The following is a 26,101-nucleotide window of genomic DNA, read 5'->3' as shown; positions in this document are numbered from 1 at the left end:
TTAATCGAATGCCAGCCGGCTTTCCAATACTGTCACCTCATCGCCCACCCGCAGCACGCCGCGGTTGCGCGCCACCAGGTTGACGCCGAAACACACCCCCTCTTCCAGCCGGCGGTAACCGATCAGCGTAGCCAGCGGCTGCTTGTCGGGGTGTGGCACGGCGCTGTCCGGGTCGATGGTGGTAAAGATGCAGCGCGTACAACGGCTGACTACCTCGAACTCCACCTCACCGATGCGGATGCGTTGCCATTCGTCTTCCTCAAAGGCAAACGCATCGTCCACCACCAGGTTGGGGCGGAACTGGCGCATGGAAACCGGGGCGGCCAACCTTTGGTTCAAATCATCCAGCGACGCCTGGCTGATCAACAAAAACGGCGCGCCGTCGGCAAACGACAGCGGCGTTTCGCCGTCCTTGTAACGGCGCGTAGTCTGCCCCAGCCACAGCAGCTGTACCGGCTCGCCCAGCCACTGGCTGAACCAGGCGTCGGCGGCGTCGTCACCGCTCAGTGCGGTGAATTCGCTTTGCCATACCTGGGCACGATGCGGCTGCTGAAAACGGGCGGTATCGGTAGCCAGCAGCGCTTGGCCCGGCGCGCTGAACTGCCAGCTGCCCTCCCCGCTGCCCGCTGCTTCCACCTGCACCAGGCGCGGGTGGGTGCGCGCGGTGATCTGGCTACCGTCGGGGCGTACCACCAGCCAGACGCGGTCGTCGGCCAGGCCTTGCAAGGTCACACTGGCCTCGGCCACGGCTTGGCCGCGACAGGATTTCAGCGGATGAATGAACAGCTGCGTCAGCGCCATGACCGATGCCCTATAAAAAGACGCCCTAGGCTAGCGCCGGGCCATGTAATTGGCAATGTTCTTGAACGGTATCAGTGCCACAGTATTTTTATAGAAATGAATAATACTGGTTAGATGATGGTTATTAAAATGCCAAGCACGCTACGCTGACCTGACCACCCTGGCAGCGGCTTCACCTAAAGAAAGCGCCATGTTCAATACCAAGCTGAAACAAGAAAACGCCCGTCTGCAGGCCGAGCTTGCTCAACACCAGGCTATCGAATCTGCACTGGCGCGTTCCAGCGCCATCGTACGTTTCGATCTGGATGGCAAGGTCATCGACGCTAATGCCAACTTTCTGCGCACCCTAGGCTACAGCAGCCTGGAGCAGATTGCAGGCAAGCCACACAGCACTTTCTGCGACAGCGCCACCGTAGCCAGCACCGAGTACCGGCAATTCTGGGACGCGCTACGACGCGGCGAATACTTCAGCGGCCGCATCAAGCGCATCGGCGCCCAGGGCCAGACCATCTGGCTGGAAGCCACCTATAACCCCATTCTGGACACAACCGGCACGGTGAGCGGCTTCATCAAGTTTGCCACCGACATCACCGCCCGGGTGATTGCTGCGGCACGCGACCGCGCCACACTGGCGGCACTGAACCGCGCCATGGCGGTGATCGAGTTCACCCCCGACGGCCATATCGTGCAGGCCAACGACAATTTCCTGCAAACCATGGGCTACAGGCAAGATGACATCCAGGGCAAACACCACCGCATCTTCTGCGACAGCAGCTTTAGCAACAGCCCCGAATACGAGCAGCTCTGGCGCACGCTGCGCAGCGGCCAGTTTTTCTCCGGCCAGATCGAACGCCTGACCAGCCGTGGCGAACGCCTGTTTCTGGAAGCCAGCTATAACCCGGTGCTGGATGGAGATGGCAACGTCATCAGCATCGTGAAGTTCGCCACCGATATCAGCAGCAACGTGCTGCAAATGCAAAAAGAACGCGATACCGCGCTGTTTGCGCTGAGTACCTCGCAGCAAACCCAGCAGCTTTCCGATAACGGCGTGCAGAATATCCAGCAAAGTGTGGCCGATATCCGCGCCATGGCTGGCAGCATCGAACAAGCCAGCCTCAACATCCAGACGCTGGGTGAACGCTCTCAGGCCATTACTTCCATCGTGCAGACCATCAAGGACATCGCCGACCAGACCAACCTGCTGGCACTGAACGCTGCCATCGAAGCCGCCCGCGCCGGCGAAATGGGCCGTGGTTTTGCCGTCGTGGCCGACGAAGTACGCAAGCTGGCCGAACGTACCTCGTCATCCACCGCCGAAATTGCCGGCATGGTGGGCGATATCCAGCAACAAACCCGCACCGCGGTCAGCAATATGGACCAGTTGCTGGATCAGGCACGGCACAGTGTTGAACTGACGCAAGGCGCCGGCGACACCATGCAACAGATACGCGATGGTGCAGAAAAGGTGGTGCAAGCCATCGGCCAGTTTGCCCACCTGAAAAACTGATTCAACGCGCCGCACCTAAGCCAGATGGCAGCGGCCACATTCCCGACAAAATTAGTCAACAATTTTATCCCCAACACCGCGCAGCGTCTGTCCGGCTGCGACCTGGCTTGTGGATAAGTTGGCCGCCCTGCCCTGCTGGCTAACGAACTCAGATTTCTCTATCACCCGGCTGCGGGTTGGCAAAAAACGCACTGGGTGCCACGCCAAACTGGCGGCGGAACATGGCGGTAAAGGCGCTGGGGCTGGCGTTTGGCTGGCCGACCACGCCGGCATCATCGCCGCACTGCTGCCAGAGCTGCGCAAAGCCCGCTAAACGCCGGTGATAAAAAAACGTTGGCCGCAGCAAGGGCGGCCAACGTTTCACACACCGACAAACTACTCTTCAACATTTACCGTGTGCGGCAAAGCCGGACAACACCACGTAAACTTTTGAATTCGCAGCTTTAGCGCTTATGCGGCTAGGCTTACTTCAGCACTTCCACCAGTTTGACGTCGATTTCCGGGCTTTCCAGAAAGTCTTTTTCCAGCTCGCCACGAATGCGTACCCGTGTTTTGTCATTAATCGGCTGACGCGGGAATACAGCGCTGTCGATCTCGACACGGATTTGCTGCTTGCCATCGGAGAACAGGTATTTGTCGGCAGTAAGCTGGCGCACGATAAAACCGGTCATATCCACTACGGCGTCGTCCTTGGCCGCTGCTGCGGCGGCAACCGACTGTACCGGCGCCTGGGCACCGGGGCCGGTGTACTGCGCCGCCGCCGGCAGCGACAATATGGCCAGCAAGGGCAGCACGATACGGTAAGCCATCTGTTTCTTCATGAAATTGCCTTTCTGTTGAACAAACTCGCAGCCAACACTGCAGGCATCTGGACGGCTGAGCATCGCGCTTGGTTCCCGCCAGCGTGTCTCCGGATAAACCGGTACATCAGACCAGCGCCACCCCGGCCACCAGCATCAGCAGCGCATAGCCTGCCAGCGGCAGCTGCAAAAACCACCAGAGTGCGCGGCGCTGGTTCACCGCAAAGCTGCACGCCGCGCGGTACGACACCACACACGACCACACCGTAAACAGCAACATCAGCACGCCCCAGCCCGCACCGGCCAGGTGCGCAGCCGCAGGCCCGGCGTACAGCGCCGTCTGGCACAGCGCCAACAGCAACAGCGGCAGGCTCTGTACCAGATCCTGATACACGTATACCAGCCGTGCCTCCGCTACCGGCACCTCGCCCGCGCCGCACCAGCGCAGCCGCAGCCGGAACCACCAGCCACCCAGCCAGCGCAGGATCACACCATTAAGCGCCCCCACCGCCAGCACCAGCAGCCAGTACACCACCCACGATTCCGCCAGCCAGCTCGCCAGCGCCGACGCCTTGCCCGCCTCGGCCTGGCCCAGGTACTTACCCACCCGCGCCATGGCGTAGCTGATGCCACACAGCCACGCTGCCAATAACGCCTCCGGCCGCAGATGCAGCCAACCATGGCTGGCGAAAAACGACGTTGGCCGCATGAACAGCACCAGCAAGGCACGCGGCGACAAAGGCGATAGCCGCGTGGCCGCCGGCTGCGGCGTAGCCGACGCCAGCGCATCGCCCAGCTGTGCCAGCGCCGCCTCGGCGTACAGTAGCGCACCGTCCGGCTGGCAATTGAGCAAGCGCGAGCGACTACGGCTGGCGTTGAGGTCCAGCGGGTTCGGCTCCACCACCTCGGACGCCTCCATCAAGCCCATGCCCTGTGCCAGCGCCGCGTCCACCGCCTGCCAGAACACCGCCAGCCGGCCATCGGAAAACCGCTGTTCCAACATGGCGCGCACGTGCGGGTCGCTGTCGGCATCGCGGCGCAAGGCCTGTAGCGAGGCATAAGGCAGGTACACGCCAGCGCAGTAATTGTGCGTAAGCACATTATCAAACTGGCCCTGCCGATACGCTGCTGGCACCAGCGTGCGCCAGTCGCCGATATAGCGCGCCATCACCGGGTCGTCGGCCAGAAAGGAAAACGCGCCGCCACGAATATAGTGATGCGGCCGCAAAAAGCCAGTGACGATGGCCACATAGAACGCGTGCCCGCTATTGAACGGCGCATCCGGCGGCAGGCTTCTGGCCTCGTCCAGCCGCAAAGCCAGGTGCGCGGCGTCCTCCTCGCCCAGCCCGGCCTGCGCCGCCAGCTGTTGCGCCGCCTGCGGGTTGTCCAAGGCGGCGAAATACAGCTCGCTTACGTCGTTTTCACCTAGCGGGTGATAGCTGATATCCCAACCCATGAACTGGCCTTTGCTGAATATGATTGGACAATGCGGCCAACTATTGGCCGGTGGTGGTTAAAAAGCGTGGCCGGGGTAAGCCGGTGGTGCATTCGTGAAACTTGCGGTGAAAAAAGCCAGGGCTTTGCGGCTTTGGATAACAGCCCCGGCTGCGGCTGTGCCTTATCCGGGCGACGGTTTGCGCGCGGTAAACGTTGGCCGCAAGGTGGCCAAGGTGAATATCACTGGCACCCGGTACATCGTCACCCGTAGCCCGGATAAGCCAACGGCGCATCCGGGGAAACTATGCAATAAAAAACAGCCAGCCCATTGCGGCTTTGGATAGTAACCCCGGATGCGGCTACGCCTTATCCGGGCTACGGGCTACGGGCTGACAGGCGCCCCCCCATTGCGTCTATCCAGATCGTATAATCGACAACAGATCACATCTGTGCCGGGAGGCTCCTTGAAACTTATGCTTGCCAAAATCAAATCCGCCGTCAAGCCCCACCATATTTTTGCAGGGTTGTTTTGCATGGTTGTCCTTGCTTGGTCTTGCTATCCCTATATTTTGATGTGGCTGTTTTCTCCCGATGCTACACTGGAGAAGCTTGGCCCATTCGGTGATTTGTATGGTGGGCTTAATACTCTGTTTTCTGGTATGGCGCTGTTGGGTTTGGGGGTGAATATCTATATGCAGGGTGTGCAGATCCAAAAACTGGAAGCAAAAGAGGACCAGAACGAAAAGTTGCTGAAGGCTCAAGTCGAAGCGGTAAGCATCACAACTTTACTTCAGCACATCGATAAGAAAATAACTGATATAGAACCAAAAAAGCTGGCAGCAAAATCTAATTTTGATAAGCTTAATTCCAGACTGAGCGTGTTAGCACAAGAGCTAAGTGCTAGCACACAAAATTTTGAAAATATACGGACTCGACTTGAATCGCACGAAGAGGTGTTCGAAAACCTTAAATCTGAATTAATGGCACTAATCAAGGAAAAACCCGAAGATGCTATAGTAAACACCCAAAACCTTGCCCTATTCAAAGATCTGAATGAACCTACCATAAACCTGTTAAAGCATCAATTTGACGCACTCACATCAAAAATAGAGCATCTGAAAAAAGATAATATTGAACTACATGCGGAGTGCAAGGTTTTTGAGCATCACTACAATGCCTTGAAACTCGAACTTGGCAGAATGATTGAAAGAAGAGACGAATTGATTTATCGACTAGAGCAACTATGTGAATAAAATTAATTTAATCAAAATTGTAGCCCGGTAGGTTGGGTTGAGCGCAGCGAAGCCCAACGTTTACCGCGCCTCACGCCCCTGCCTCTACTCATCCAAACCCAACATCACCGCTGCGCCCGCCCAATCTGCCGGCAATAAACCCTGACGTACGTAACGGTGAAAACTCGAAAACGGCCAATCGGCTACGCACCGGACATAGCCATGCTTCACCGGGTTGAAGTGCAGGTAATCCACATGCGCCTGTAAATCGGCCTCGTCCCTGATCTGGTGTTCCCAATAGCGGCGCTGCCAGATACCGCGTTCGCGCTTGGCAAGGCGGCTATCGCGGATACATTCGGTTTTGGGCAGGCTGCGTGAAAATGTGGACTTGATCAGCGCCCAGCGCCGCGGGTAATCGGCATCCCCAGGCGGTAGCGTCCAGATGGCGTGCAGATGGTCCGGTAACACCACCATGGCAATTATCTCGAACGGATGGTGGCTGCGTGTCTGCCTGACGGCATGTCGCAAAACATCAATATGGCGAGTCAGGTAATCTTCGCGGCGGTCCGCCAGATTGACTGTAAAGAACCAGGTGCCACCCGCTAATGCAGAACGCCGATAACGCATGTCTGCCTCCGTGCTAGGCGCGGTAAACGTTGGGCTTCGCTGCGCTCAGCGCCAACCTACACGATGTGCCCATTCATCATACACACCGCCCATGACAAAAGGGCAAGCCCTCATCAGGCTTGCCCTTGTTCACGTCTGGCTGCGGCCAACCTTGGCCGCATTCCGCTCTCTGCTTACAGCGACGGCAGCAGGCCGGGGATGGCGAAGCGGTTGTACTCGGCGCGCTGGATCAGGGCGCAGGCTTTTTCGATGTCGGGCGCGAAGTAGCGGTCCTTGTCGTAGAAGCTTACCTGTTCCCGCAGCACGGCCTTGGCGTCTTCCAGCGCGTCGGCGGCCTTGTTCGGGGCGCGGAAGTCCACGCCCTGGCAGGCGGCCAGCAGCTCTACCGCCAGGATGCCGGCGGTGTTGTCGGCCATGTCGCGCAGGCGGCGGCCGGCGAAGGTAGCCATCGACACGTGGTCTTCCTGGTTGGCGCTGGTGGGCAGGCTGTCTACCGAGGCCGGGTGGGCCAGCGATTTGTTCTCGGACGCCAGCGCGGCGCCGGTGACCTGGGCGATCATGAAGCCGGAGTTCACGCCGCCGTTGTTCACCAGGAACGGGGGCAGCTTGGACAGGTTGCTGTCGATCAGCAGCGCCATGCGGCGTTCGGACAGCGAACCGATTTCGGCAATGGCCAGCGCCAGGTTGTCGGCGGCAAACGCTACCGGCTCGGCGTGGAAGTTGCCGCCGGACAGGATGTCGTTATCGTCGGCAAACACCAGCGGGTTGTCGGATACCGAGTTGGCTTCCACCAGCAGCACTTCGGACGACTGGCGGATTTGCGTCAGGCAAGCGCCCATCACTTGCGGCTGGCAGCGCAGGCTGTACGGGTCTTGCACCTTGCCGCAGTTGGCGTGGCTGTCGGCGATTTGCGAGCCGGTGCCCAGCAGCGCGCGGTATTGCGCGGCGGCGTCGATCTGGCCTTGGTGGCCGCGTACCTGGTGGATGCGGTCGTCGAACGGGGTGCGGCTGCCCTGGGCGGCTTCTACCGACATGGCACCGGCTACCGAGGCGGCCACGTACAGGTCTTCGGCGGCAAACAGGCCTTCCAGCGCAAAGGCGGTGGACGCCTGGGTGCCGTTCAGCAGGGCCAGGCCTTCTTTCGGGGCCAGGGTAATCGGTTCCAAACCGGCGCTGCGCATGGCCACGGCGCCCGGTACGCGTACGCCGTCTACAAAGGCTTCGCCTTCGCCGATCAGCACCGCGCTCATGTGCGACAGCGGGGCCAGGTCGCCGGAGGCGCCGACGGAGCCCTTCTGCGGGATCACCGGGTAGATGCCCTTGTTGAACAGGGTGATCATCGCGTCCAGCACCAAGCGGCGAATGCCGGAAAAACCACGCGACAGCGAGTTGATCTTCAGTGCCATCACCAGGCGTACGGTGCTGTCCTGCATCGGCTCGCCGATACCGGCGGCGTGCGACAGCACGATGGAGCGCTGCAGCAGCTCCAGTTCGTCGGCGGCGATCTTGGTGTTGGCCAGCAGGCCAAAGCCGGTGTTGATGCCGTATACGGTGCGGTTTTCGGCCAGCACGCGCGCCACGGTGGCGGCGGAGGCGTCGATGGCGGCGTGGGCGGCCGGGTCCAGCGCCAGCTGGGTAGCCGGGTTGCGGGCGATCTGGCGCAGCTGGGCCAGGGTGAGCTTGCCCGGGGTAATGGTGATGGTGGTCATGGTGGTACCTTTTTCTGTCGGCCACGAAAACCACGAAACAGCACGTAAAATCTTTATATTTGCCACGAAAAAACGGAATAGCAACTGACAGCCTCGCTGCCCGCACTCCAGGGGGTCAAGATGGAGGCCGCCTCCTACAAGCTTGGCGGGTTGGATGGGCATCCTGCGCTTTATCCACCCTATCGGCCTGCCACCTATTCGTAGGGTGGGCTAAGGCCTGAAGGCCGTGCCCACCGCAAGCTTGGCGGGTTTGGTGGGCACGCTACGCTTTGCCCACCCTACCGGCTGAAAACCGGTCGGCGGGCAGTATGAAACGATGGCCCGATGCTGCTGTTGCGATGTCCGTGTATGCGGTGTGCTTCCGCGGCTAAAAGATCCTGTACGTGCCCTTTCGTGGTTTCCGTGGCAAAAATTCTGGCCCCTGCGGCCAACGTTGGCCGCAGGGTACGGGTTTACTTGATCATCGGCAGTTTGAGGCCAAAGCGCTTGGCGGCGGCCACGGCTTGCTCGTAACCGGCGTCGGCGTGGCGCATCACACCACTACCGCAGTCGTTCACCAGCACGCGGGCCAGGCGCTCGGCGGCGGCATCGGTGCCGTCAGCCACAATCACCATGCCGGAGTGCTGCGAGTAGCCCATGCCCACGCCGCCACCGTGGTGCAGCGATACCCAGCTGGCGCCGCCGGCGGTGTTGAGCAGCGCGTTCAGCAGCGGCCAGTCGGACACGGCGTCGGTGCCGTCCTTCATGGCTTCGGTTTCGCGGTTCGGGCTGGCGACCGAGCCGGTGTCCAGGTGGTCGCGGCCGATGACGATCGGCGCTTTCAGCTCGCCGTTCTTCACCATTTCGTTAAACGCCAGGCCGGCGAGGTGACGCTCGCCCAGGCCCAGCCAGCAGATGCGCGCCGGCAGGCCCTGGAAGCTGATGCGCTCGCGCGCCATGTCCAGCCAGCGGTGGGTGTGCTTGTTGTCCGGGAACAGTTCCTTGATCTTGGCGTCGGTCTTGTAGATGTCTTCCGGGTCGCCGGACAGCGCTACCCAGCGGAACGGGCCCTTGCCTTCGCAGAACAGCGGGCGGATGTAGGCCGGCACAAAGCCCGGGAAGTCGAAAGCGTTGGCCACGCCCTGGTCGAACGCCACCTGGCGGATGTTGTTGCCGTAATCGACGGTGGGGATGCCCATGGCCTGGAAGTCCAGCATGGCCTGTACGTGTACGGCGCAGCTCTTGGCGGCTTCGGCGGTCAGGCGGGCGTGCAGTTCCGGCTTGGTCTGCGCGTCTTTCCATTGTTCGACGGTCCAGCCCAGCGGCAGGTAACCGTTGATCAGGTCGTGGGCGGAGGTCTGGTCGGTCACCAGATCAGGCTTGATGCCGCCGGCCTGGGCGCGGCGTACCAGCTCCGGCAGTACCTCGGCAGCGTTACCCAGCAGCGCGATGGACACGGCTTCCTTGCGCGCGGTGTGTTCCTTGATCAGTTCCAGCGCGTGGTCGATGTCGCGCGCTTGTTTGTCCACGTAGCGGGTACGCAGGCGGAAGTCGATGCTGCTCTGCTGGCATTCGATGTTCAGCGAGCAGGCACCGGCCAGCGTGGCGGCCAACGGCTGCGCGCCACCCATGCCGCCGAGGCCCGCGGTGAGGATCCAGCGGCCGGACAGGTCGTTGTTGTAGTGCTGGCGGCCGGCTTCGACGAAGGTTTCGAAGGTGCCTTGCACGATGCCCTGGCTACCGATGTAGATCCAGCTGCCGGCGGTCATCTGGCCGTACATGAACAGGCCTTTGCGGTCCAGCTCGTTGAAGTGGTCCCAGTTGGCCCATTTCGGTACCAGGTTGGAGTTGGCAATCAGCACGCGCGGCGCATTGGCGTGGGTCTTGAACACGCCTACCGGCTTGCCGGACTGCACCAGCAGGGTTTCGTCTTCGTTCAGCTCTTTGAGGCTGGCCAGGATCTGGTCGAAGCACTCCCAGTTACGCGCCGCACGGCCGATGCCGCCGTACACCACCAGACCTTGCGGGTTTTCCGCCACGTCCGGGTCCAGGTTGTTCTGGATCATGCGGAAGGCCGCTTCGGCGATCCAGTTCTTGCAATGCAGGTCGCTGCCGTGCGGGGCACGGATAACACGGGAAGCATCAAAACGCGGGTCGTTCATGGGAGTCTCTCCTCTAAAAATCTGTGTTGGCCGCGAAAAAACAGTAAAAGCCTTTTTTAGCCACGAAAGCACACGAAAAACACGAAACTTTTAATAGCTGCCGCGGATTTGCATGCGTACATGGTTTTCTCATCAGGTTTCGTGTTGTTTCGTGGCTTTCGTGGCAAAGGGCTGTTAACTGCTCTCGTGGCTGAAAATCAAATCAACGGCGCAGCTGGCGGGTAATACCCCAGGCCAGGCGGGCGGCGGCTTTGGCGCCGTGGCTGTCCTGGTCGAAAGCGGGGTTGAATTCCACCAGGTCGGCGCCGATCAGCTTGCCGCTGCGGGCCAGTTTGGCCACCAGCGCGTCCACCACGGCGATGTCCACGCCGTAGCCGGCCGGGGCCGACACCGCCGGCATTTGCGCGGCGGGCAGTACGTCCAGGTCGATGGTGAGGTACACCGCGTCCACGCTATCGACGAACTCGGCCAGCTGCTGGCGCGCTTCGGCCAGGTGCCACGGCGTCATGTCGCTGTCCAGCCGCCATTCGGCGCCCAGGCGGGCGGCGGTGTCGAACAGCGCACGGGTGTTGGCGGTTTCGGCCACACCCAGGCACAGGTAGCGGAACGGCTGGCCCAGCGTGTGGCAGGCCGCGGCGATCTGGGCAAACGGCGTGCCGCTGGTGGCGGTGTCGGCCTGGCGCAGGTCGAAATGGGCGTCAAAGTTGACGATGCCGATGCGCTTGCCGGCGTGGGCGCGGGCCAGGCCCAGCCAGTGGCCGTAGGCGGTTTCGTGGCCGCCCCCCAGCACCAGCGGCAGGTGGCCGGCTTGCACGATGGCGCTGACGGCTGCGGCCAAGCTTTCGTGCGCGGCGTCCAGGTCGCCGTCGTCGCAGCGCACGGTGCCGGCGTCGTACAGCGGCAGCGTGGGGTGCCAGGCCAGGTTGGCCAGCGCGCGGCGCAACGCCAGCGGGCCGTCCACGGCGCCGGTACGGCCCTGGTTGCGGCGCACGCCTTCGTCGCAGGCAAAGCCGAGGATGGCAATGCCGGGCGCGGCGCCCGCGGCCAGCGGCTGTACCGCCTGGTGCCAGCGACGGGCGGCGTCGCCTTCGGCGGCATCAACGCGGCCGGTCCACATGCTCATGTCTATCGTCATTTGAAAATCCTTTTTGCCATGAAGGCGTAAAACCTGTTCTGGCCACGAAACCCGCGAAAAAACACGAAAATGATTGAAAACGCTATGGCTCAAGGAAACAGTGGAAAACCCAAGTGCTTTTAAGTGCACGGCGTTGCCATGCTTTTTACTTTTCTTGTTTCCGTGTTTTCCGTGTGTTTCCGTGGCCAAAAATCATTTTATCTTTCGTGTTTTTTCGTGGTTTTCGTGGCAAAAGCGCTGTTGCCTTTTCTAGCCCGGTCTAATCAATGTGCTGCGCCACCCCACGGAACACGCGCTGCTTCAGCGGGTTGGTGCCCAGGCCGTACACGATTTCGGCCGGGTGCTCGATGTCCCACAGCAACAGGTCGGCCACGCAGCCGGCGGCCAGCTTGCCGTGGCTGTGGCCGCGCCCCAGCGCCTGCGCCGCGTGGCGGGTAGCGCCCAGCAGGGCCTCTTCCGGCGTCAGGCCGAACAGCACGCAGGCCTGGTTCATCGCCAGCCGCAGCGAGGCAAACGGGCTGGTGCCGGGGTTGAGGTCGGTGGATACCGCCATCGCCACACCGGCCGCGCGCAGTTTGTCTACCGGCGGTTTCTGCGTTTCGCGCAGGAAGTAGTAGGCCCCGGGCAGCAGTACCGCCACGGTGCCGGCCTGCGCCATGGCGGCCACGCCGGCGTCGTCCAGGTATTCGATATGGTCGGCCGACAAGCCGCCACACTCGGCCACCAGCGCGGCGCCGTGCAGGTTGGACAGCTGCTCGACGTGGCCTTTCAGTTGCAGGCCATGGGCGCGGGCGGCGTCGAACACGCGGCGGGTTTGCGCCGGCGAAAAACCGACCCCTTCGCAGAACACGTCCACCGCTTCGGCCAGGCCTTCGGCAGCGGCAGCCGGCACGATGGTGTGGCACACATGATCGATATAGGCGTCGGCCTGGCCGGCGTACTCCGGCGGCAGCGCGTGCGCCGACAGCAGCGTGGTGGCCACTTCTACCGGCAGCGCGGCGGCCAGGCGGCGTGCGGCGCGCAGTTGCTTCAGCTCGTCGGCCAGCGTCAGGCCGTATCCGGACTTGATCTCGACGGTGGTCACGCCTTCCTTCATCAGCGCTTTCAGGCGCGGCAAGCTGGCCAGCGCCAGCTCGTCTTCGTCCAGGCTGCGGGTGGCGCGCACCGTGGAAATGATGCCGCCGCCTTCGGCCGCGATTTGCTGGTACGGCACGCCGGTGAGGCGTTTTTCCCATTCCGCGGCGCGGTTGCCGCCGTACACCAGGTGGGTGTGGCAATCCACCAGGCCGGGGGTGAGCCAGCGCCCTTGCGCGTCGTGCACGCTACCGGCCTGGCCGAAAGCCTGCAGCGCCTGGGCTTGCGGCAACACGGCGTGGATGCAGCCATCCTTCAGCCATAGTGCGTGGCCTTCCAGCGCACCGTACGGCGCGGGGTTGGCCGCATCGCAGGTGGCGAGGCGGGCGTTGATCCACAAGGACTGGTCGGGCTGGTGCATGGCGGAATCCGGTTGCGCGATTAATTGTATATACATTTAGACCATGCACGCGCTGGCGTCAAGCAGCTTTTATTGCCGCGCCGCAGCAAGACCGGCATGCCAATGCGTAAAAAAACCATAAAAAACAACAGGCCACGTCAAAACGTGGCCTGTGGCGGGGTGTGGCTTAAATGTATATACAATTACGTTTTGCGTACCCGTGTCTGCGAGCGCAGCTTGTACTTGCTGCCGGGGTGCAGCAGGCGGGCAAAGCTGACCAGGTGCTTGCCGGACCAGGTACGGCGCAGCACGCGCAGGCACGGTTCCGGCAGCGCGAGCGCCAGCAGCTGCTGTTCGTCGGCGCCTGGCAGTACCGCTTCTACCGTGTGCTCCACGTCGGTGAGCGGGCAGGTGCGCATCAGGTAGGCGTTGGGGGTTTCCTGCTCGAAGGCCTGCGCCAGGTAGTCCGGCGCCCACTGCGGGTTGACGTAGCGGTCTTCGATCTGGATCGGGCTGTCGTCTTCGTGGTGCACGATCAGCGAGTGGAACACCGTGGCGCCGGCGGCCATGCCCAGGCGCAGCGCCACTTCCTCGCTGGCCGGCTCGGCGCGGGCAAACAGCACCTGGGCGCGGTAGGCGTGACCACGTAGTGCGATTTCTTCGGCGATATTGTTGACGTCGAGCAGCGGCGACTCGGCCTTGCGCTCGGCTACATAGGTGCCGTCACCGGCGTAACGCAGCAGCACGCCAGCCTCGGCCAGGTCGCGGATGGCCTTGTTGACCGTCATGCGCGACACGCCGAACTGGCGCGCCAGCTCCACTTCGGGCGGAATCTTGGCACCGGGGGCGAAGGTGCGCTGCTTGATGCCGTCGAGGATGAAGTCGCGGATACGCAGGTAATGGGGCTTGGCGGCGGGTTTGGGCGTGCTCATGCCGTGATTGTAACGCGGCACTGGTCAAAGCGCTTGGCAGCGGTTAGCTTAGAGCCGAATGGCATGCATGCACGCATGCCTGGCCTGCTTCCCTACCCTTACCGATGGAATCGCCATGAGTCATCCCGTACACCCCGACCTGTTACCCGCTGGCGTACGCGCCATCGAACTGGCCCCCGGCGTACCCGGCCTGGCCTTTACCCACCCGGCGTTCAGCGCCAGCCTCAGCCTGTACGGCGGCCAGTTGCTGGGTTTTACCCCGCACGGCGGCCAACCCCTGTTTTACCTGTCGCCGGCCGCCATACTTCAGCCTGGTAAAGCCATTCGCGGCGGCGTACCGCTGTGCTGGCCGTGGTTCGGCAAGCACGCTAGCGACGCCAGCCTGCCGCAGCACGGCGTGGCGCGTACCGCGCAATGGACGGTGAATGCGGTAGCGCGCAGCGAGCGCGGGTTTCACGTGAAACTGAACGGCCCGCGCTACGGCGAGCTGTCGTCCAGCCTCAGCCTGGTACTGGAAGACAACGGCGTCAGCCTGGCGCTGACCACCCGCAACCACGGCAAAACCAGCGCCAGCGTCAGCGCCGCGCTGCACAGTTACATCGCGGTAGGCGACCTGCGCCAGGTGGCGCTGAGCGGCCTGGAAAACGCCCCCTGCCACGACAAGCTGACCGACACCCATAGCACGCTACCAGCCACGCCGTGGCGTTTCGCGGCGGCCACCGACGCCGTGGTCAGCAGCGGTGCGCCACTACAGTTGCACGATGAAGCCTGGCAACGCACGCTGGCGATCAGCAGCAGCGGCTCGGCCAGCACCGTGGTGTGGACGCCGTGGCAAAGCGGTGCGGCAGCGATGGCCGACTTGCCAGACGACGGCTGGCAGCACTTTTTGTGCGTGGAAGCGGCCAACGCCGGTGCCGACCGCCGCGACATCGCCGCCGGCGACAGCCACACGCTGGCCCAGCATTTGCGCCTGCAGCAGGTATAATCGGCGCTTTACCGCCGCTGTGTTGACGAGTACCGCATGATTCAACCCGACAGACTGGACCGCTTCTTTCCGATCAAGTACCCCAATGGCGCCACGGTCAGCCGTTTTGCCAAGCACTGCCCGCACTGCAAACAGCTGGTGAAGGCATCGTCTATGGAAGGCATGGCGCTGCTGCTGCAGGACAAGGTGTTCGTGCTGGCCGAGGCACGCTGCCCGCACTGCCAGCACGGCTTTACCGTGAAGTGCGTGATCGACGAGCACAAACAGGTGCACCCGGTGGGCCTGCCGGCCTTCCTGTACCGCATGATGCTGCAGTGGGGCGCGCGCAAGCAGGTGCACACCTTCCGCCAGCAAGCCGACTGGCGGATGGCGCAGCAAGCCGCTGACGACGCCGAGGCGGCGCAGCCGGCGGGCACCCAGCTGCCAGACAGCGCGCTGGTGCAGAAGTCGGAAGACATCCTGGGCAATTTCATGGGGCAGCCTATCCACGCCTGGATCCTGCACAACGGCCAGCGGCTGGTGTACGACCGTGCCGTGCCGCCGGGCGGGCAGTTCCGGCTGGCGGCAAACGAGGTGCTGTTCGACAACCGCCTGATTTACCGCCCGGCCTGATCGCCGGCGCAGCAACAAAAAACCCCGTCAGCTTGTGGCGGGGTTTTGTTTTTGGCGCGCTGGTGGCGGGGTCAGTTCAGCCGGATGCGGTACAGGCAGGCGTCGTCGTCGTCACCGCCATCCACCATGCCCAGGCGCTGGCACAAGCGCCTGGCGGCCAGATTGGCCGCGTCGGTGCGGGCAAACACCTCCTGCGCCCCGTACGGGCCGAAAGCCAGGCTCAGCACGCTGTCCATTGCTTCGGTATACAGCCCGATGCCCAGCCAGTCCGGGTGCCCCCAGAACCCCAGCTCCCAGCAGTGTGCGCTGCGCAGATGCAGCTCGGCACAGCCGACGACCTCGTCGCCCAGCCATAACAGCGCGATCTTGTCCTGCCCTTGCGGCCACACCAGCGCCACCCGCTGGCACCAGGCCTCGCTGGCGTGCACATCCTGCGGTGCCTGCGCCCACGGCAAGCTGTCCGGAAAGCGCCGCAACAAGGGCAGGCTGACTTCGATTGCCGCCAGCAAGGCGGCACCGTCGCCCGGCTGCGGCGCGGCCAACCTCAGGCGTGGCGTGTGGTAGCCGTCCAGCAAGGGGTCGGCCAAGGCTAACGGTTTCATGCATCCTCCCGACCCTGATGTACAGGGCAAGGCTACGGGTGGGCGACGGCGGGCTCAGCCGCCGTCCAGCACCGCGGCCACCAGCGTGGCAATGCGTTCGCTGGCGCCTTGGTGGGCGCGGGTAAAGGCCAGGCCGGCCTCACGCATGCGCTGGCGCGCGGCGGTGTCGGCCAGCAGCTGCAAGGCGCTGGCCACCAGCTGCGGCGCGTCGGCCACCTGCTGCGCGGCGCCGGCCTGCAAGGCCAGCGCGCTGGCCTCGGCAAAATTATAGGTGGATGGTCCCAGGAGTACAGGTACGCCGACGCTGGCCGGCTCGATCAGGTTTTGCGCGCCGAAATCCAGCAGCGAACCGCCGACAAAGGCCACGTCAGCGGCGGCGTAGTAGGCAAACAGCTCGCCCATGCTGTCGCCTACCCACACCTGGGTTTCGGCGGCCACCGGCCTCTGGTCGCTGCGGCGCTGCACGGCAAAACCGCGGTCTGCGGCCAACTGTGCCACCTCGGCAAAGCGCTCCGGGTGGCGTGGCACCAACACCAGCAAGGCTGGCTGCGGGCCGGCAGCGCGCCAAGCGTCCAGAATCAGTGCTTCTTCGCCATCGCGGGTGCTGGCGCACACCCACACCGGGCGCTGGCCGATCGCGGCGCGGAACGCCTCGCCCTGCGCCAGCTTGTCGGCCGGCGGCGTGAAATCGTACTTGGTACTGCCGCACACCTGCGGCGCCGGCGTGCCCAATGCGGCCAACCTTGCCGCGTCAGCGGGGCTTTGCGCCGCCACCGCGTTCAGGCGTTGCAGCGCCGGGCGTACCAGGCGGGTAATGCGGCGGTAACCGGCGGCCGATTTTTCCGACAGCCGCGCGTTCACCAGCAGTACCGGCACGCCGGCGTCGCGGCAGGCATGGATCATCGCCGGCCAGATTTCGGTTTCCATCAGCAGCAGGCAAGCCGGCTGCGCGGCGGCAACAAAACGGCGCATCCAGCGCAGGTTGTCGTACGGCAGGTAGTGCACCTGGGCGTCGGGGTACAGCTCCTGGGCGATGGCGCGGCCGGTGGGCGTCATCTGGGTAATCAGCAGGCTGGCCTGTGGATAACGCGCGCGTAGCGCTTTCACCAACGGCAGCGCGGCGCGGGTTTCACCCACCGACACCGCGTGCAGCCAGATCTGCTGCCCGCGTGGCTGCGGCAGGCTGCGGCCGAAGCGCTCGTCCCAATGCGCCAGATACGCCGGCGCCTGGCGGGCGCGTTTTTTCAGGTAACGCTTGATCAGCGGCGTCAGCAGCGGCCACAACGCAGAGTACAGGCGCAGCAGCATCAGGCCGCCCCCCGCACACGCGCCAGCAAGGCCAGCACCGCGTCTACCGGCGGGATCTGCCCTGCCCGGCCGATGTTGGCCGCACGCGCGGTTTCCACCACGCCGGTCAGCGCCGGGTCGGTGTCGGTATAGATGGCCACCAGCGGCACGTCCAGCGCGTTGGCCAAATGGGTCAGGCCGGTATCCACCCCCACCACGGCCGTAGCGTGGCCCAGCAGGGCGGCAGCCTCACGCAGCGGCATGCGCGGTGCCACCAGCGCGCCCGGCATGGCAGCAGCCAGGCGTTGCGCCCGTGCCTGCTCGCTGGCGTTGCCCCACGGCAGTACCGCGTACAAGCCTTGCGCTGCCAGCTCGGCGGCCAGTGCCAGCCAGTGCGGTTCCGGCCACAGCTTGCTGTCGCGGCTGGTGGCGTGCAGCAGCACCACGTAAGGGCCGGCCGGCAGCCAGCCCAGGCGGTGGCCGGCACGGATGCCGAACACCGGCGCACCGGCCACTTCATAACCGAACGCCGCCGCAAACAGGCGGCGGTTGCGTTCGATGGCGGAAAGCTGGCGGCTCACGGCGTAATGCCGTTCGTAAAACCGCGCCGCCAGCGGTTCGCGGATGCTGGCCGCGTCGTAGCCGGCCAGCGGGCCGTTAGCCAGCCAACCGGGCAGCGCACTTTTCAACAAGCCCTGTGCGTCCAGCACCAAGTCCCAACGCGTGCCTTGCAAGGCCTGCTTCAGCGTTGCCATCTGCTGCCAGGTCTCGCGCGCCAGCAAATGCTTGCGCCAGCGGCGCCAGGCGATGGGCAGGGTGGCCTGTACCTGCGGGTGCAGGCCGGGGATATCCACAAAAGCTTCTTCGGCCAGCCAGGTAATGCGGGTGTCGGGCTGGTGTTGCGCCAGCTCGGTCAGTGCCGGCCAGGTGTGGATAAGGTCGCCCATCGACGATGTGCGCAGCAGGAGGACATTTTTCATGCGCGGAATTTTACGGCTGCCCCTGTGGTTAACCAAGTAAAATCGCCGCGACCCGAATGTGGATAAGGCGCTGTGGATAAGCAGGCTGAAAGTTATCCACAATTCGTCCTGTTGCGGCCAGCCCGCTTTGCCATGCAAGCGCACACAAGGCAACACCTTGAAAATAGGTATTTTTTCAAGGTTATCCACAACAATGTGGCCTCTATATCATTGTCTTCAATATAAAAAAGGGTAAACAGGGAAGGTTGGACGAACGACCAAGCGTCTACTGCAAAACCGTCAAAAAAACCGTCTGTAACCACTGCTAAATGGGATGACTGCCGACCGCCACCCTGCTGCAGACCAAACGACGCTACGTCATGCACAGCGACAGAGGTAAACTGGCGGGCAGAATTGTGGACAACCGCCTGTTGGCAAAAAGCGGGATATTTATCCACAAGACGTGCACCCGCTAACAGGGGCGCAGGGCACACGAAGCCATATCTGGCAAAGCATTGAAAAAAAAAGGAAAAGCAAGGTTATCCACAACATGGCCTAGCCTTCATCTGCCCTTATCAATATATAAATGGACAGTCAGGAAAACATGTCTGAACCGATTAGCGTGGTGCTTATCACCAAAAATGCGGCAACACAGCTGGAAAAATGTCTGCAAAGTTGTGCCTTTGCTGACGAGATCGTGGTGGTGGATTCGGGAAGCAGCGACAGGACATTGGCAATAGCTTCTGCCTATAAGGCTAAAGTTATCCACCAGGACTGGCTGGGATTCGGTCCGCAAAAGCAATTTGCGGTGGCACAAGCACGCCACGACTGGGTGTTGTGCCTGGATGCCGACGAGTGGCTATCGCCAGAATTGATACATGAAATCAAGACCTTGATGCAAAAACCCACAGGCCATGCCTGGCGTTTTGCCCGTAGCAACAAGTTCATGGGTCGTTTTCTGAAACACGGCGAGGGCTACCCCGATTACAGCCTGCGCCTGTTTCACCGTCAGCACGCCGGCTGGTCGGACGACCTGGTGCACGAGTACGTGATCGCCGATGGCGAGATCGGTACGCTGAAAGGCGACCTGATGCACGAATCGGGCGAAGACATCGCCCGCTACCTGGAAAAACAGAACCGCTACACCACGCTGCAGGCCGAAGCGCTGTTCCAGCGTGGCAAAAAAGCCGGTATCGGCAAGCTGGTGTTCAGCCCGCTGCTGCGTTTCATCAAGTTTTACCTGGTACGGCAGGGTTTCCGCGATGGTTTGCCCGGCCTGGTGCACATCAGCATTGGTTGCTTCAACAGCTACATCAAATACGCCAAGCTGATCGAGCTGTATCGGCTGGCGGCCAACCGCCACTAAGCGCAGCCAGCGGCAAACGGTAGCGCGGCTGTGGATAACCGCCGCTGCAACAGCGCGTTATCCGCTAGCCGGCAAGATTTTGTCTTGCACCGTGTTTTGCGGTAGTAATGACGCTATCGTGATCTGCCGTTCTGCCCACATGATCCGCTTTCCTCCCCCCTTGCAGCCTGGCGACAGTGTTGCCGTTTGCGCCGTGTCGTCCGGTGTGCCCGAGGTGATGCAGGCGCGGCTGGATGCGTCGCTGCAACAGCTGCGCGACGCCGGCTACCGCGTGCTGGAAGGCGCCACCCTGCGCCGGCAGCAACAGCAGGCCAGCGGTAGCGTGGCCGAGCGCCTGGCCGACCTGAACCGCTTCCTGTACGACCCGGCGGTAAAAGCCATCCTGCCGCCGTGGGGCGGCGAGCTGGCCATGCCGCTATTGGCCGGGCTGGACTGGGCAAGGTTGGCCGCATTACCACCCAAATGGTTGTGCGGCTTTTCCGATGTGTCCACGCTGGCGGTACCGCTGACGCTGCGCGCCGGCTGGGCCACGCTGCACTCGCCCAACCTGTTCGACCTCAGCCACCCGCAACGGCAAGCAGAGATGCAAGCGCTGTGGCACAGCTGGCAACACGGTTTGCCGCCGCCACAGCAGGCCTATACGCAATACTGGGCTGATGGCGACCCCGCTACCCCTGCGGCCAGCCGCGTGCGCGTAGCGGGCGGCGGCAGCGTCAGGCTGCAGGGTTTGTTGCTGGGGGGCTGCCTCGATACGCTGTCGCGGCTGGCGGGGACGCCGTATCTGGATCTGGCACGCTGGCGCGGCCAACCACGGCTGCTGTACCTGGAAAACGCCGAGCTGGCGCCGTGCGAGCTGCTGCGGGCGCTGACCGGCATGCGCCTGGCAGGCAGCTTTGACGGCCTGGCCGGGCTGATCCTGGGCCGTAGCAGCGGCCCGCACGCGCGCCACCCCGACGAGCTGGGCTACGAAGATGCGGTGCTGCAGGCGCTGGACGGCCTGCCCTGCCCGCTGGTGCTGGACGCCGATATCGGCCACGTGCCACCGCAATGGACGCTGATGAACGGCGCCTGGGCCGAGCTGGAGGTTGGCCCAGGCCACGCCCGCTTGCTGCAGCGCCATCCCGATTTCAACCGAGCTGGAGAATGACCATGCAAACCCGTCTTGCCCCGCCGTCGGCGGCTTTTGTCGGCGTATCCTGGCTGGCGCTGTTTGCCGGCATGCTCACCTACCTGATCGGGCTGCGGAACGCCACAATGCCGCTGAACGAGAAAGGCTACTACTGCACCGTGTTGTTGTACGGCCTGTTTGCCGCCGTGGCGGTACAGAAGAACACCCGCGACCAACTGGCCAGCCGTCAGGGCGAGCCGGTATGGCACAACACCAGTGAGGAGGTTTGATGGCCATCCTGCTGCGCGACGCCACCGCCTTTGACGCCGACAGCGTACAGGCGCTGTTGTTCGACCACGGCCCCAACCCGTGGAACTGGCTGCCACCGGAAGGCGTGGCGCTTACCCTGCAACAGCTGGTCGCCGGCTTGTGCCGTGGCGTGCTGGCCGAAGACGGCACCGTGCTGGTGGGCGCCGTGCTGTACCGCCGTGCCGACCCCTACCCCAGCCTGCGCCCGGATGATGTCGACAGCGCGCAGTGCGGCTATATCGTGGAAGCCGTGGTGCACCGCGATTACGCCGGCCACGGCATTGGCGCCCGCCTGTTGCAGGCCGCCTGCCAGCAGCTGGCCAACGATGGCCTGGCCTGGGTGGTGGCCGACCGCCACGAAGAAAACGGCCCGTCGGCCGGCATGATGCGCAAGGCCGGCTTTAGCCAGCTGGGCGTGTACGACGACCCGGCACGCCGCCCCAGCGGCAGCGGGCGTACCGCGGTGTGCGGCCGGCGCCTGTAGCCGCTGAGCGCCGTTAAAAAAACAGCCTCGTCCGGTCATGCCGAACGAGGCTGTTTTGCATCATGCATTCGTTTGCTTTGCTTACACGCTGTAATCGCCCCACACCGTCTGGATGGCACCCACGGCCGCCAGCGCCGCCGTTTCGGTGCGCAGGATGCGCGGGCCCAGCTTCAGCGGCGTCCAGCCGGCGGCAATGGCCTGCTGTTCTTCCGCACCCGACAGCCCGCCTTCTGGCCCGGCCATCAGCCACGCCTGCTGCGGCGTGCGGGCGATGTCTACCAGCTTCTGCGTACCCAGCGGCGACAGCAGCAGGTGGGCGTCGGCCGGCGGCAGGCTGGCCAGCCACTGCTTCAAGCTGAGGATAGGCCGCACCTCGGGCACCGTGTTGCGCCCGCTCTGCTCGCAGGCGGCAATCACGATCTCCTGCCAGCGTTGCACGCGCTTGTCGGCGCGGTCGCCGGCCAGCTTGACGATGCTGCGCTCGGTGGCCAGCGGCTGAAAAGCGCTGACCCCCATTTCCACCCCTTTTTGCAGCGTGAACTCCATGCGGTCGCCGCTGGAGATGGCCTGCGCCAGGCCCAGCCATACCGGCGATTCGCGGCTGGTGTCGTCAAATGCCGTGATCGTGCAGGCAACATCGCGCTTTGCCAGCTCGGTAATGGCAGCCTGGTATTCGCCGCCACGGCCGTTGAACAGGGTAATGGCGTCGCCCTCGCGCAGGCGCAGCACTTGTACGTGGCGCACCACGGTGTCCGGCAGCGCCAGGCTTTGCCCGGCAGCCAGCGCGGCGTCTATAAAAAACCTTGGCATCGTGTGTTGATCGTTCGTGTTGATAACGGTATTTTGCTTGGTTTGCTGCACGTGCAACAACAGAAACATCACACGGTAGCAGCGGGGCCTGCCCGCAACGCGAGAGGAGAGTCGGATGCAAGTGGTCGATCAGGTAATACAGGTCGTACGCGACGTGGCCCGCTACGAGGTCATGCCGCGCTTTTTGCGCGTGGGCAAGACGCGCAAAGAGGACGGCTCGCTGTTTACCGAAGCCGATCTGGCTTGCCAGCAGATGTTGCAGCAGCGTCTGCCTGCCATCCTGCCCTACCCGGTGCTGGGCGAGGAAATGACGCGCGAGGAGCAAGACGCGCTGTGGGACGCCAACCAGGCCGGCCTGTGGGTGGTGGACCCGATCGACGGCACCACCAACTTCGTCAACGGCCTGCCCTACTTTGCCGTATCGGTAGCCTTGATGGTCAACGGCGTCAGCGAGCTGGGGGTGATCTACAACCCGGTGTCCGACGAAATGTTCTACGCCCGCCGCGGCTGCGGGGCCTACCTCAACGGCCAGCGCCTGCCGCTGAAAACGGTGGCCAACAGCATGGGCGACGCCATCGCCGCCGTCGAAATCAAATACCTGCGTTCCGGCAAGCTGGCGGCGCGCATGGGCAGCGTGGCGCCGTTCGGCAGCCAGCGCAGCATGGGCTCCAGCACGCTGGACTGGTGTTTCCTGGCCGCCGGCCGCTACGACATCTACCTGCATGGCGGCCAGCGGCTGTGGGATTACGCCGCCGGTGCGGTGATCCTGGAAGAAGCCGGCGGCCGCATCGCCAGCCTGTACAACGACAATTACTGGGCCGACGCCATCTGGAAGCGCTCCGCCATCGCCGCGCTGAACCCCGAGCTGTTTGCGCAGTGGCACAAGTGGGTACGCGCCAACCAGTAAGCTGCGTCATACAAAAGCCGTGCGGCCAACCTTGCCCAAGGTTGGCCGTTTTGTTTTGTGCTGGGCGTTTAACGCCCCAGCAACAGCACGGTGCCGGCCACGCTAAGGCCTGCACCCAGCCAGCCCAGTAGCGGCGGCGCCTGGCGCGTCACCACCCACAGCATCGGCAGGATCAGCACCGGGCTGAGCGCCGACAGCATGCCCACGGTGGCCACGTTGCCGCCTTGCAGCGCCACCATGATCAGCGTCATGCCCAGCCCCAGTGCCACCAGGCCGTTCAGCGCCAGTTGCCCCAGCATGCGCGGGGTGGGCGGGTTGGCCATGCGCGCCAGCCGGCTGCCGCTGGCCCACAGCAGCCAGTTGGCCGCACAGCCGATCGCCATGCGCAGCGCGCTGGCGGTGAGCGGGTCCAGCCCGCTGGCCATGGCCGGTTTGGCGAAGAAGGTGCCCAGCGCCTGGCACAGCGCGGCGGTCAGGCCCAGCGCCACGCCGGCTTTCAGGCCGTGGCTTTGTTCCCACTGGTGGCTGCTGCCGTCGCGGCGGCCAAACGCCACCGCCACCAGCACACCGCCAAACACCAGCACGCTACCGGCCAGCGCCTGCAGGCTGAGCGCCTCGCCCAGCAGCAGCACGCCCAGTGCTACCGAAAACACCGAGTGGGTGGCAAATAGCAGGCCGGTGCGGCGCGGGCCCAGCCGGTTCATGGCGGCGAACATCAGCGCATCGCCCAGAAAAATGCCGCACAGTGCCGACAGCGTTAGCGGCAGCAGCGCGGCGGCGTGCAGTGTGGCCCAGCCGCCCAGCGCCAGGCTGGCACCGCCCAGCAGTACGGTGAGGAAGCTTAGCCGCAAGCGGCTGAAGGCAAACGGCCCGAAGTGGCGCGCCGGGGTGGCGCCGATAATGCCGCCGGCGGCCCAGCAGGTGGCGGCGCCGACGGCGGCCAGGTCGTACAGCAGCATCAGCGCCCCGCTTTCGTTGCCGGTTCCAGGATGGCCAGCAGCGCGCTCATCGACGCGTCCAGCGCGTCCAGCTGCGCGGCGTCCAGCGGCGCCAGGATGCGCGCCATATTATCCACATGCGCCGCCACCACCTCGTTTACCAGATCCAGCCCTTGCGGCGTCAGCTGCACCAGCAGGCTGCGTGCGTCGTCGGGGTTGGGCAGGCGGCTGACCAGGCCGCGCTCGGCCAGCAGCTGCAGCTGACGCGTCATGGTGCCGGACGACAGCATCAGGCTGGAAAACAGCGCGGTGGGCGCCAGGCAATACGGCGCACCGCTGCGCCGCAGCGTAGCCAGCACGTCGAACTCCCAGTTGCTGATGTCGTACTGGCCAAAGGTGTCGTTCAGCCGTTTTTGCAGCTGGATGCTGCAGCGGCCCAGCCGGCCGATGATGGCCATGTGGCGGGTGTCGAGGTCGGGGCGTTCGCGCTGCCATTGCGCGCGGATGGCGTCGACGGCGTCGGGGGGTTGCGGGGTATCCATGCCGGCTCCAGATAGCTCGTGTTCAAGATAATTATCTTGAGTTAAAGATAAATTATCGATTACGATAATTATATCTTGAATTGGAGATATCGCCGTGACGACTGCTTCCCGCCTGTGGCGCGACACCCTGCTGACTGCCGTGGTGCCGCTGATCTGGGGTTCCACTTACCTGGTGACCACGCAATGGTTGCCACCCGGCCTGCCGTTCAGCGCCGGTGTGCTGCGCGTGCTGCCGGCCGGCCTGCTGTTGCTGCTGTGGACGCGCCACCTGCCGCAACGGCAGGAATGGCCACGCTTGCTGCTGCTGTCGCTGCTGAATATCGGGGCCTTCCAGGCACTGTTGTTCATGGCGGCCTACCGTTTGCCCGGCGGCATTGCGGCGGTGTTGGGGGCGATTCAGCCGCTGCTGATGATGGGCTTGTTATGGCTGCTGGAGCGGCAAACCCCACGGCCGCTGGTGTTGCTGGCGGCGTGCAGTGGCCTGGCCGGCATGGCGGTGCTGCTGAATGCCGGCAACGCGCAGTGGGACACGCTGGGTGTGCTGGCGGCGGCCGGCGGCGCCATCGTGATGGCGCTGGGCATGTACCTGGCACGGCGCTGGGGTAGCAGCCTGCCCTTGCTGGCGCTGACCGGCTGGCAGCTGACACTGGGCGGTGTGATGCTGCTGCCGGCCGCGCTGTGGCTGGACCCGCCGATGCCGGCGCTGTCGGCGGCCAACGTGGCGGGCTATGCTTACCTGTCGCTGGTGGGCGCGCTGCTGGCTTACGGCTTGTGGTTCCGCGGCCTGCGCCTGCTGCCGCCGGTGGCGGTGTCGGCGCTGGGCCTGCTCAGCCCGGTGGCGGCGGTGATCCTGGGCTGGGTGGCGCTGGGGCAAAGCCTGCACGGCTGGACGCTGGCCGGCATGGTGACGGTGCTGGCCAGCGTGCTGTGCGTGCAGCTGGCCAGTAGCCGGCGCCCGGCGCGCAGGCCGGCCTAGCCGGATTAATCGCGCTGGCAGACGCGGATAAGGTGCCCGTCCGGGTCGGCCAGCACAAAGGTCTGGCCGTAGGGTTCTTCGCGTAGCGGGCTGACGATGTTCAGGCGGCTGTCCTGCTGCCAGCGCGCATACAGCGCCGCCACGGTACTGCCATCGGGCAGCATGATGCCGATCTCGCCACGCGGCGCGGCGTGCTGGTCGGGCGCGGTGCCGGACCACAGCGCAAACAGCGCGTCGCCGCTGCCGGCAAAGGCCACGTACTGCGGGCTGGTGAAAACCGGCTTGGCCGCAAACAGCTGCTGGTAGAAGGTGGTGGAACGGGCGATGTCGCTGACGTAGATCAGCTGCAGGTTGGCAACGATGGCGGTGGTCATGGTGGTGTTCCTTACTGGGGGAAACCACAGCCTACGCGCCCCCTGCT

At 63.8% G+C, this 26,101-nt stretch carries 26 protein-coding genes; 10 read left to right on the top strand and 16 right to left on the bottom strand.

Translation table 11 applies throughout. From position 1 onward, the window contains the following. Positions 1-801, bottom strand: a complete 801-nt coding sequence (locus ACK4FZ_RS11050) for an MOSC domain-containing protein (protein ID WP_409820821.1) — start codon at positions 799-801, stop codon at positions 1-3. A gap of 190 nt (positions 802-991) precedes the next feature. Between ACK4FZ_RS11050 and ACK4FZ_RS11045 the strand changes: the two genes are divergently transcribed. Next, a complete protein-coding gene (locus ACK4FZ_RS11045; protein WP_409820818.1) occupies positions 992-2,308 on the top strand; it encodes a methyl-accepting chemotaxis protein in 1,317 nt (438 codons plus the stop codon). Positions 2,309-2,772: 464 nt separating this feature from the next. Here the strand turns inward: ACK4FZ_RS11045 and ACK4FZ_RS11040 are convergent, their stop codons facing one another. Together ACK4FZ_RS11040 and ACK4FZ_RS11035 are read right to left on the bottom strand one after the other, a co-directional pair. Next, a complete protein-coding gene (locus ACK4FZ_RS11040; RefSeq protein WP_409820816.1) occupies positions 2,773-3,129 on the bottom strand; it encodes a YgiW/YdeI family stress tolerance OB fold protein in 357 nt (118 codons plus the stop codon). 106 nt (positions 3,130-3,235) lie between these two features. Next, a complete protein-coding gene (locus tag ACK4FZ_RS11035; RefSeq protein ID WP_409820813.1) occupies positions 3,236-4,564 on the bottom strand; it encodes a hypothetical protein in 1,329 nt (442 codons plus the stop codon). A gap of 445 nt (positions 4,565-5,009) precedes the next feature. On the opposite strand from ACK4FZ_RS11035, the gene ACK4FZ_RS11030 reads away from it, so the two are divergent. After that, positions 5,010-5,798 carry a hypothetical protein gene (locus ACK4FZ_RS11030; RefSeq protein ID WP_409820811.1) on the top strand — a complete coding sequence of 263 codons (789 nt, stop codon included), beginning with the start codon at positions 5,010-5,012 and terminating at the stop codon, positions 5,796-5,798. 84 nt (positions 5,799-5,882) lie between these two features. On the opposite strand, the gene ACK4FZ_RS11025 is transcribed toward ACK4FZ_RS11030, so the two are convergent. The 6 genes from ACK4FZ_RS11025 to hutC all read right to left on the bottom strand — a co-directional run bounded on the left by ACK4FZ_RS11025 (position 5,883) and on the right by hutC (position 13,795). Then, the gene (locus ACK4FZ_RS11025) at positions 5,883-6,404 is read right to left on the bottom strand and encodes an REP-associated tyrosine transposase (protein ID WP_409820809.1); all 522 of its coding nucleotides are present in this window, start codon (positions 6,402-6,404) and stop codon (positions 5,883-5,885) included. Between the two features lie 173 nt (positions 6,405-6,577). Beyond that, the gene (hutH, locus tag ACK4FZ_RS11020) at positions 6,578-8,113 is read right to left on the bottom strand and encodes a histidine ammonia-lyase (RefSeq protein ID WP_409820806.1); all 1,536 of its coding nucleotides are present in this window, start codon (positions 8,111-8,113) and stop codon (positions 6,578-6,580) included. 452 nt (positions 8,114-8,565) lie between these two features. Then, positions 8,566-10,254 carry a urocanate hydratase gene (gene hutU, locus ACK4FZ_RS11015; protein WP_409820804.1) on the bottom strand — a complete coding sequence of 563 codons (1,689 nt, stop codon included), beginning with the start codon at positions 10,252-10,254 and terminating at the stop codon, positions 8,566-8,568. A 202-nt stretch (positions 10,255-10,456) separates the two neighbouring features. Next, positions 10,457-11,389, bottom strand: coding sequence for a formimidoylglutamase (gene hutG, locus ACK4FZ_RS11010; protein WP_409820802.1), 933 nt, complete (start codon positions 11,387-11,389; stop codon positions 10,457-10,459). A gap of 259 nt (positions 11,390-11,648) precedes the next feature. After that, on the bottom strand, positions 11,649-12,884 hold the full coding sequence (gene hutI, locus ACK4FZ_RS11005) for an imidazolonepropionase (protein WP_409820800.1): 1,236 nt from the start codon (positions 12,882-12,884) through the stop codon (positions 11,649-11,651). A 182-nt stretch (positions 12,885-13,066) separates the two neighbouring features. Beyond that, on the bottom strand, positions 13,067-13,795 hold the full coding sequence (gene hutC, locus ACK4FZ_RS11000) for a histidine utilization repressor (RefSeq protein ID WP_409820799.1): 729 nt from the start codon (positions 13,793-13,795) through the stop codon (positions 13,067-13,069). Positions 13,796-13,910: 115 nt separating this feature from the next. Here hutC and ACK4FZ_RS10995 point away from each other — a divergent pair, with 115 nt between their 5' ends. Together ACK4FZ_RS10995 and ACK4FZ_RS10990 are read left to right on the top strand one after the other, a co-directional pair. Next, the gene (locus ACK4FZ_RS10995) at positions 13,911-14,780 is read left to right on the top strand and encodes a D-hexose-6-phosphate mutarotase (RefSeq protein ID WP_409820797.1); all 870 of its coding nucleotides are present in this window, start codon (positions 13,911-13,913) and stop codon (positions 14,778-14,780) included. A gap of 36 nt (positions 14,781-14,816) precedes the next feature. Beyond that, positions 14,817-15,392, top strand: a complete 576-nt coding sequence (locus ACK4FZ_RS10990) for a hypothetical protein (protein WP_409820795.1) — start codon at positions 14,817-14,819, stop codon at positions 15,390-15,392. 71 nt (positions 15,393-15,463) lie between these two features. Here the strand turns inward: ACK4FZ_RS10990 and ACK4FZ_RS10985 are convergent, their stop codons facing one another. From ACK4FZ_RS10985 to waaC, 3 genes are read right to left on the bottom strand one after another with little or no spacing between them, the layout of a single operon-like run. After that, positions 15,464-15,994 (bottom strand): GNAT family N-acetyltransferase, encoded by a 531-nt coding sequence (locus tag ACK4FZ_RS10985; RefSeq protein WP_409820794.1) that lies wholly within the window; start codon positions 15,992-15,994, stop codon positions 15,464-15,466. Positions 15,995-16,048: 54 nt separating this feature from the next. Further along, positions 16,049-17,302 (bottom strand): lipid IV(A) 3-deoxy-D-manno-octulosonic acid transferase, encoded by a 1,254-nt coding sequence (gene waaA / locus ACK4FZ_RS10980; protein ID WP_409820793.1) that lies wholly within the window; start codon positions 17,300-17,302, stop codon positions 16,049-16,051. Further along, complete coding sequence (waaC, locus tag ACK4FZ_RS10975; protein WP_409820791.1) at positions 17,302-18,261, bottom strand: lipopolysaccharide heptosyltransferase I; 960 nt, start codon at positions 18,259-18,261, stop codon at positions 17,302-17,304. The genes waaA and waaC overlap by 1 nt, the downstream gene beginning before the upstream one ends. Before the next feature lie 583 nt (positions 18,262-18,844). Here waaC and ACK4FZ_RS10970 point away from each other — a divergent pair. The 4 genes from ACK4FZ_RS10970 (at position 18,845) to ACK4FZ_RS10955 (ending at position 21,507) form a co-directional block, all read left to right on the top strand. Continuing rightward, positions 18,845-19,606 carry a glycosyltransferase family 2 protein gene (locus tag ACK4FZ_RS10970; RefSeq protein WP_409820789.1) on the top strand — a complete coding sequence of 254 codons (762 nt, stop codon included), beginning with the start codon at positions 18,845-18,847 and terminating at the stop codon, positions 19,604-19,606. 118 nt (positions 19,607-19,724) lie between these two features. Then, entirely contained in the window at positions 19,725-20,753 is a 1,029-nt protein-coding gene (locus ACK4FZ_RS10965; RefSeq protein ID WP_409820787.1) for a S66 peptidase family protein, read from the top strand. Between the two features lie 2 nt (positions 20,754-20,755). Continuing rightward, on the top strand, positions 20,756-21,004 hold the full coding sequence (locus ACK4FZ_RS10960) for a YiaA/YiaB family inner membrane protein (protein ID WP_409820785.1): 249 nt from the start codon (positions 20,756-20,758) through the stop codon (positions 21,002-21,004). Further along, entirely contained in the window at positions 21,004-21,507 is a 504-nt protein-coding gene (locus ACK4FZ_RS10955) for an N-acetyltransferase family protein (RefSeq protein ID WP_409820783.1), read from the top strand. The genes ACK4FZ_RS10960 and ACK4FZ_RS10955 overlap by 1 nt, the downstream gene beginning before the upstream one ends. Positions 21,508-21,588: 81 nt before the next feature. Here the strand turns inward: ACK4FZ_RS10955 and ACK4FZ_RS10950 are convergent, their stop codons facing one another. Then, on the bottom strand, positions 21,589-22,317 hold the full coding sequence (locus ACK4FZ_RS10950; protein ID WP_409820781.1) for a 16S rRNA (uracil(1498)-N(3))-methyltransferase: 729 nt from the start codon (positions 22,315-22,317) through the stop codon (positions 21,589-21,591). A gap of 121 nt (positions 22,318-22,438) precedes the next feature. On the opposite strand from ACK4FZ_RS10950, the gene ACK4FZ_RS10945 reads away from it, so the two are divergent. Beyond that, positions 22,439-23,224 (top strand): inositol monophosphatase family protein, encoded by a 786-nt coding sequence (locus ACK4FZ_RS10945; RefSeq protein WP_409820849.1) that lies wholly within the window; start codon positions 22,439-22,441, stop codon positions 23,222-23,224. A 68-nt stretch (positions 23,225-23,292) separates the two neighbouring features. Here ACK4FZ_RS10945 and ACK4FZ_RS10940 read toward each other — a convergent pair whose 3' ends face one another. Together ACK4FZ_RS10940 and ACK4FZ_RS10935 are read right to left on the bottom strand one after the other, a co-directional pair. Continuing rightward, a complete protein-coding gene (locus ACK4FZ_RS10940; RefSeq protein WP_409820778.1) occupies positions 23,293-24,183 on the bottom strand; it encodes a DMT family transporter in 891 nt (296 codons plus the stop codon). Further along, positions 24,183-24,704 (bottom strand): MarR family winged helix-turn-helix transcriptional regulator, encoded by a 522-nt coding sequence (locus ACK4FZ_RS10935; RefSeq protein ID WP_409820775.1) that lies wholly within the window; start codon positions 24,702-24,704, stop codon positions 24,183-24,185. Before ACK4FZ_RS10935 ends, ACK4FZ_RS10940 begins: the two co-directional genes overlap by 1 nt. Before the next feature lie 88 nt (positions 24,705-24,792). On the opposite strand from ACK4FZ_RS10935, the gene ACK4FZ_RS10930 reads away from it, so the two are divergent. Beyond that, positions 24,793-25,680 carry a carboxylate/amino acid/amine transporter gene (locus tag ACK4FZ_RS10930; protein ID WP_409820847.1) on the top strand — a complete coding sequence of 296 codons (888 nt, stop codon included), beginning with the start codon at positions 24,793-24,795 and terminating at the stop codon, positions 25,678-25,680. A gap of 5 nt (positions 25,681-25,685) precedes the next feature. Here ACK4FZ_RS10930 and ACK4FZ_RS10925 read toward each other — a convergent pair whose 3' ends face one another. After that, the gene (locus ACK4FZ_RS10925; RefSeq protein WP_409820773.1) at positions 25,686-26,054 is read right to left on the bottom strand and encodes a VOC family protein; all 369 of its coding nucleotides are present in this window, start codon (positions 26,052-26,054) and stop codon (positions 25,686-25,688) included. Between the last annotated feature and the right edge of the window lie 47 nt (positions 26,055-26,101).

It is taken from the genome of Vogesella sp. (genome assembly GCF_046297735.1).
In the GTDB taxonomy this organism is placed as follows: domain Bacteria; phylum Pseudomonadota; class Gammaproteobacteria; order Burkholderiales; family Chromobacteriaceae; genus Vogesella; species Vogesella urethralis.
This window is presented reverse-complemented; position numbering and strand designations above follow the sequence as displayed.

What these genes read in the sequence shown, in the direction of transcription:
- ACK4FZ_RS11050 (WP_409820821.1), bottom strand. Translation starts at nt 801, where the DNA reads ATGGCGCTGACGCAGCTGTTCATTCATCCGCTGAAATCCTGTCGCGGC.
- ACK4FZ_RS11045 (WP_409820818.1), top strand. Translation starts at nt 992, where the DNA reads ATGTTCAATACCAAGCTGAAACAAGAAAACGCCCGTCTGCAGGCCGAG.
- ACK4FZ_RS11040 (WP_409820816.1), bottom strand. Translation starts at nt 3,129, where the DNA reads ATGAAGAAACAGATGGCTTACCGTATCGTGCTGCCCTTGCTGGCCATA.
- ACK4FZ_RS11035 (WP_409820813.1), bottom strand. Translation starts at nt 4,564, where the DNA reads ATGGGTTGGGATATCAGCTATCACCCGCTAGGTGAAAACGACGTAAGC.
- ACK4FZ_RS11025 (WP_409820809.1), bottom strand. Translation starts at nt 6,404, where the DNA reads ATGCGTTATCGGCGTTCTGCATTAGCGGGTGGCACCTGGTTCTTTACA.
- hutH (WP_409820806.1), bottom strand. Translation starts at nt 8,113, where the DNA reads ATGACCACCATCACCATTACCCCGGGCAAGCTCACCCTGGCCCAGCTG.
- hutU (WP_409820804.1), bottom strand. Translation starts at nt 10,254, where the DNA reads ATGAACGACCCGCGTTTTGATGCTTCCCGTGTTATCCGTGCCCCGCAC.
- hutG (WP_409820802.1), bottom strand. Translation starts at nt 11,389, where the DNA reads ATGACGATAGACATGAGCATGTGGACCGGCCGCGTTGATGCCGCCGAA.
- hutI (WP_409820800.1), bottom strand. Translation starts at nt 12,884, where the DNA reads ATGCACCAGCCCGACCAGTCCTTGTGGATCAACGCCCGCCTCGCCACC.
- hutC (WP_409820799.1), bottom strand. Translation starts at nt 13,795, where the DNA reads ATGAGCACGCCCAAACCCGCCGCCAAGCCCCATTACCTGCGTATCCGC.
- ACK4FZ_RS10995 (WP_409820797.1), top strand. Translation starts at nt 13,911, where the DNA reads ATGAGTCATCCCGTACACCCCGACCTGTTACCCGCTGGCGTACGCGCC.
- ACK4FZ_RS10990 (WP_409820795.1), top strand. Translation starts at nt 14,817, where the DNA reads ATGATTCAACCCGACAGACTGGACCGCTTCTTTCCGATCAAGTACCCC.
- ACK4FZ_RS10985 (WP_409820794.1), bottom strand. Translation starts at nt 15,994, where the DNA reads ATGAAACCGTTAGCCTTGGCCGACCCCTTGCTGGACGGCTACCACACG.
- waaA (WP_409820793.1), bottom strand. Translation starts at nt 17,302, where the DNA reads ATGCTGCTGCGCCTGTACTCTGCGTTGTGGCCGCTGCTGACGCCGCTG.
- waaC (WP_409820791.1), bottom strand. Translation starts at nt 18,261, where the DNA reads ATGAAAAATGTCCTCCTGCTGCGCACATCGTCGATGGGCGACCTTATC.
- ACK4FZ_RS10970 (WP_409820789.1), top strand. Translation starts at nt 18,845, where the DNA reads ATGTCTGAACCGATTAGCGTGGTGCTTATCACCAAAAATGCGGCAACA.
- ACK4FZ_RS10960 (WP_409820785.1), top strand. Translation starts at nt 20,756, where the DNA reads ATGCAAACCCGTCTTGCCCCGCCGTCGGCGGCTTTTGTCGGCGTATCC.
- ACK4FZ_RS10955 (WP_409820783.1), top strand. Translation starts at nt 21,004, where the DNA reads ATGGCCATCCTGCTGCGCGACGCCACCGCCTTTGACGCCGACAGCGTA.
- ACK4FZ_RS10950 (WP_409820781.1), bottom strand. Translation starts at nt 22,317, where the DNA reads ATGCCAAGGTTTTTTATAGACGCCGCGCTGGCTGCCGGGCAAAGCCTG.
- ACK4FZ_RS10940 (WP_409820778.1), bottom strand. Translation starts at nt 24,183, where the DNA reads ATGCTGCTGTACGACCTGGCCGCCGTCGGCGCCGCCACCTGCTGGGCC.
- ACK4FZ_RS10935 (WP_409820775.1), bottom strand. Translation starts at nt 24,704, where the DNA reads ATGGATACCCCGCAACCCCCCGACGCCGTCGACGCCATCCGCGCGCAA.
- ACK4FZ_RS10925 (WP_409820773.1), bottom strand. Translation starts at nt 26,054, where the DNA reads ATGACCACCGCCATCGTTGCCAACCTGCAGCTGATCTACGTCAGCGAC.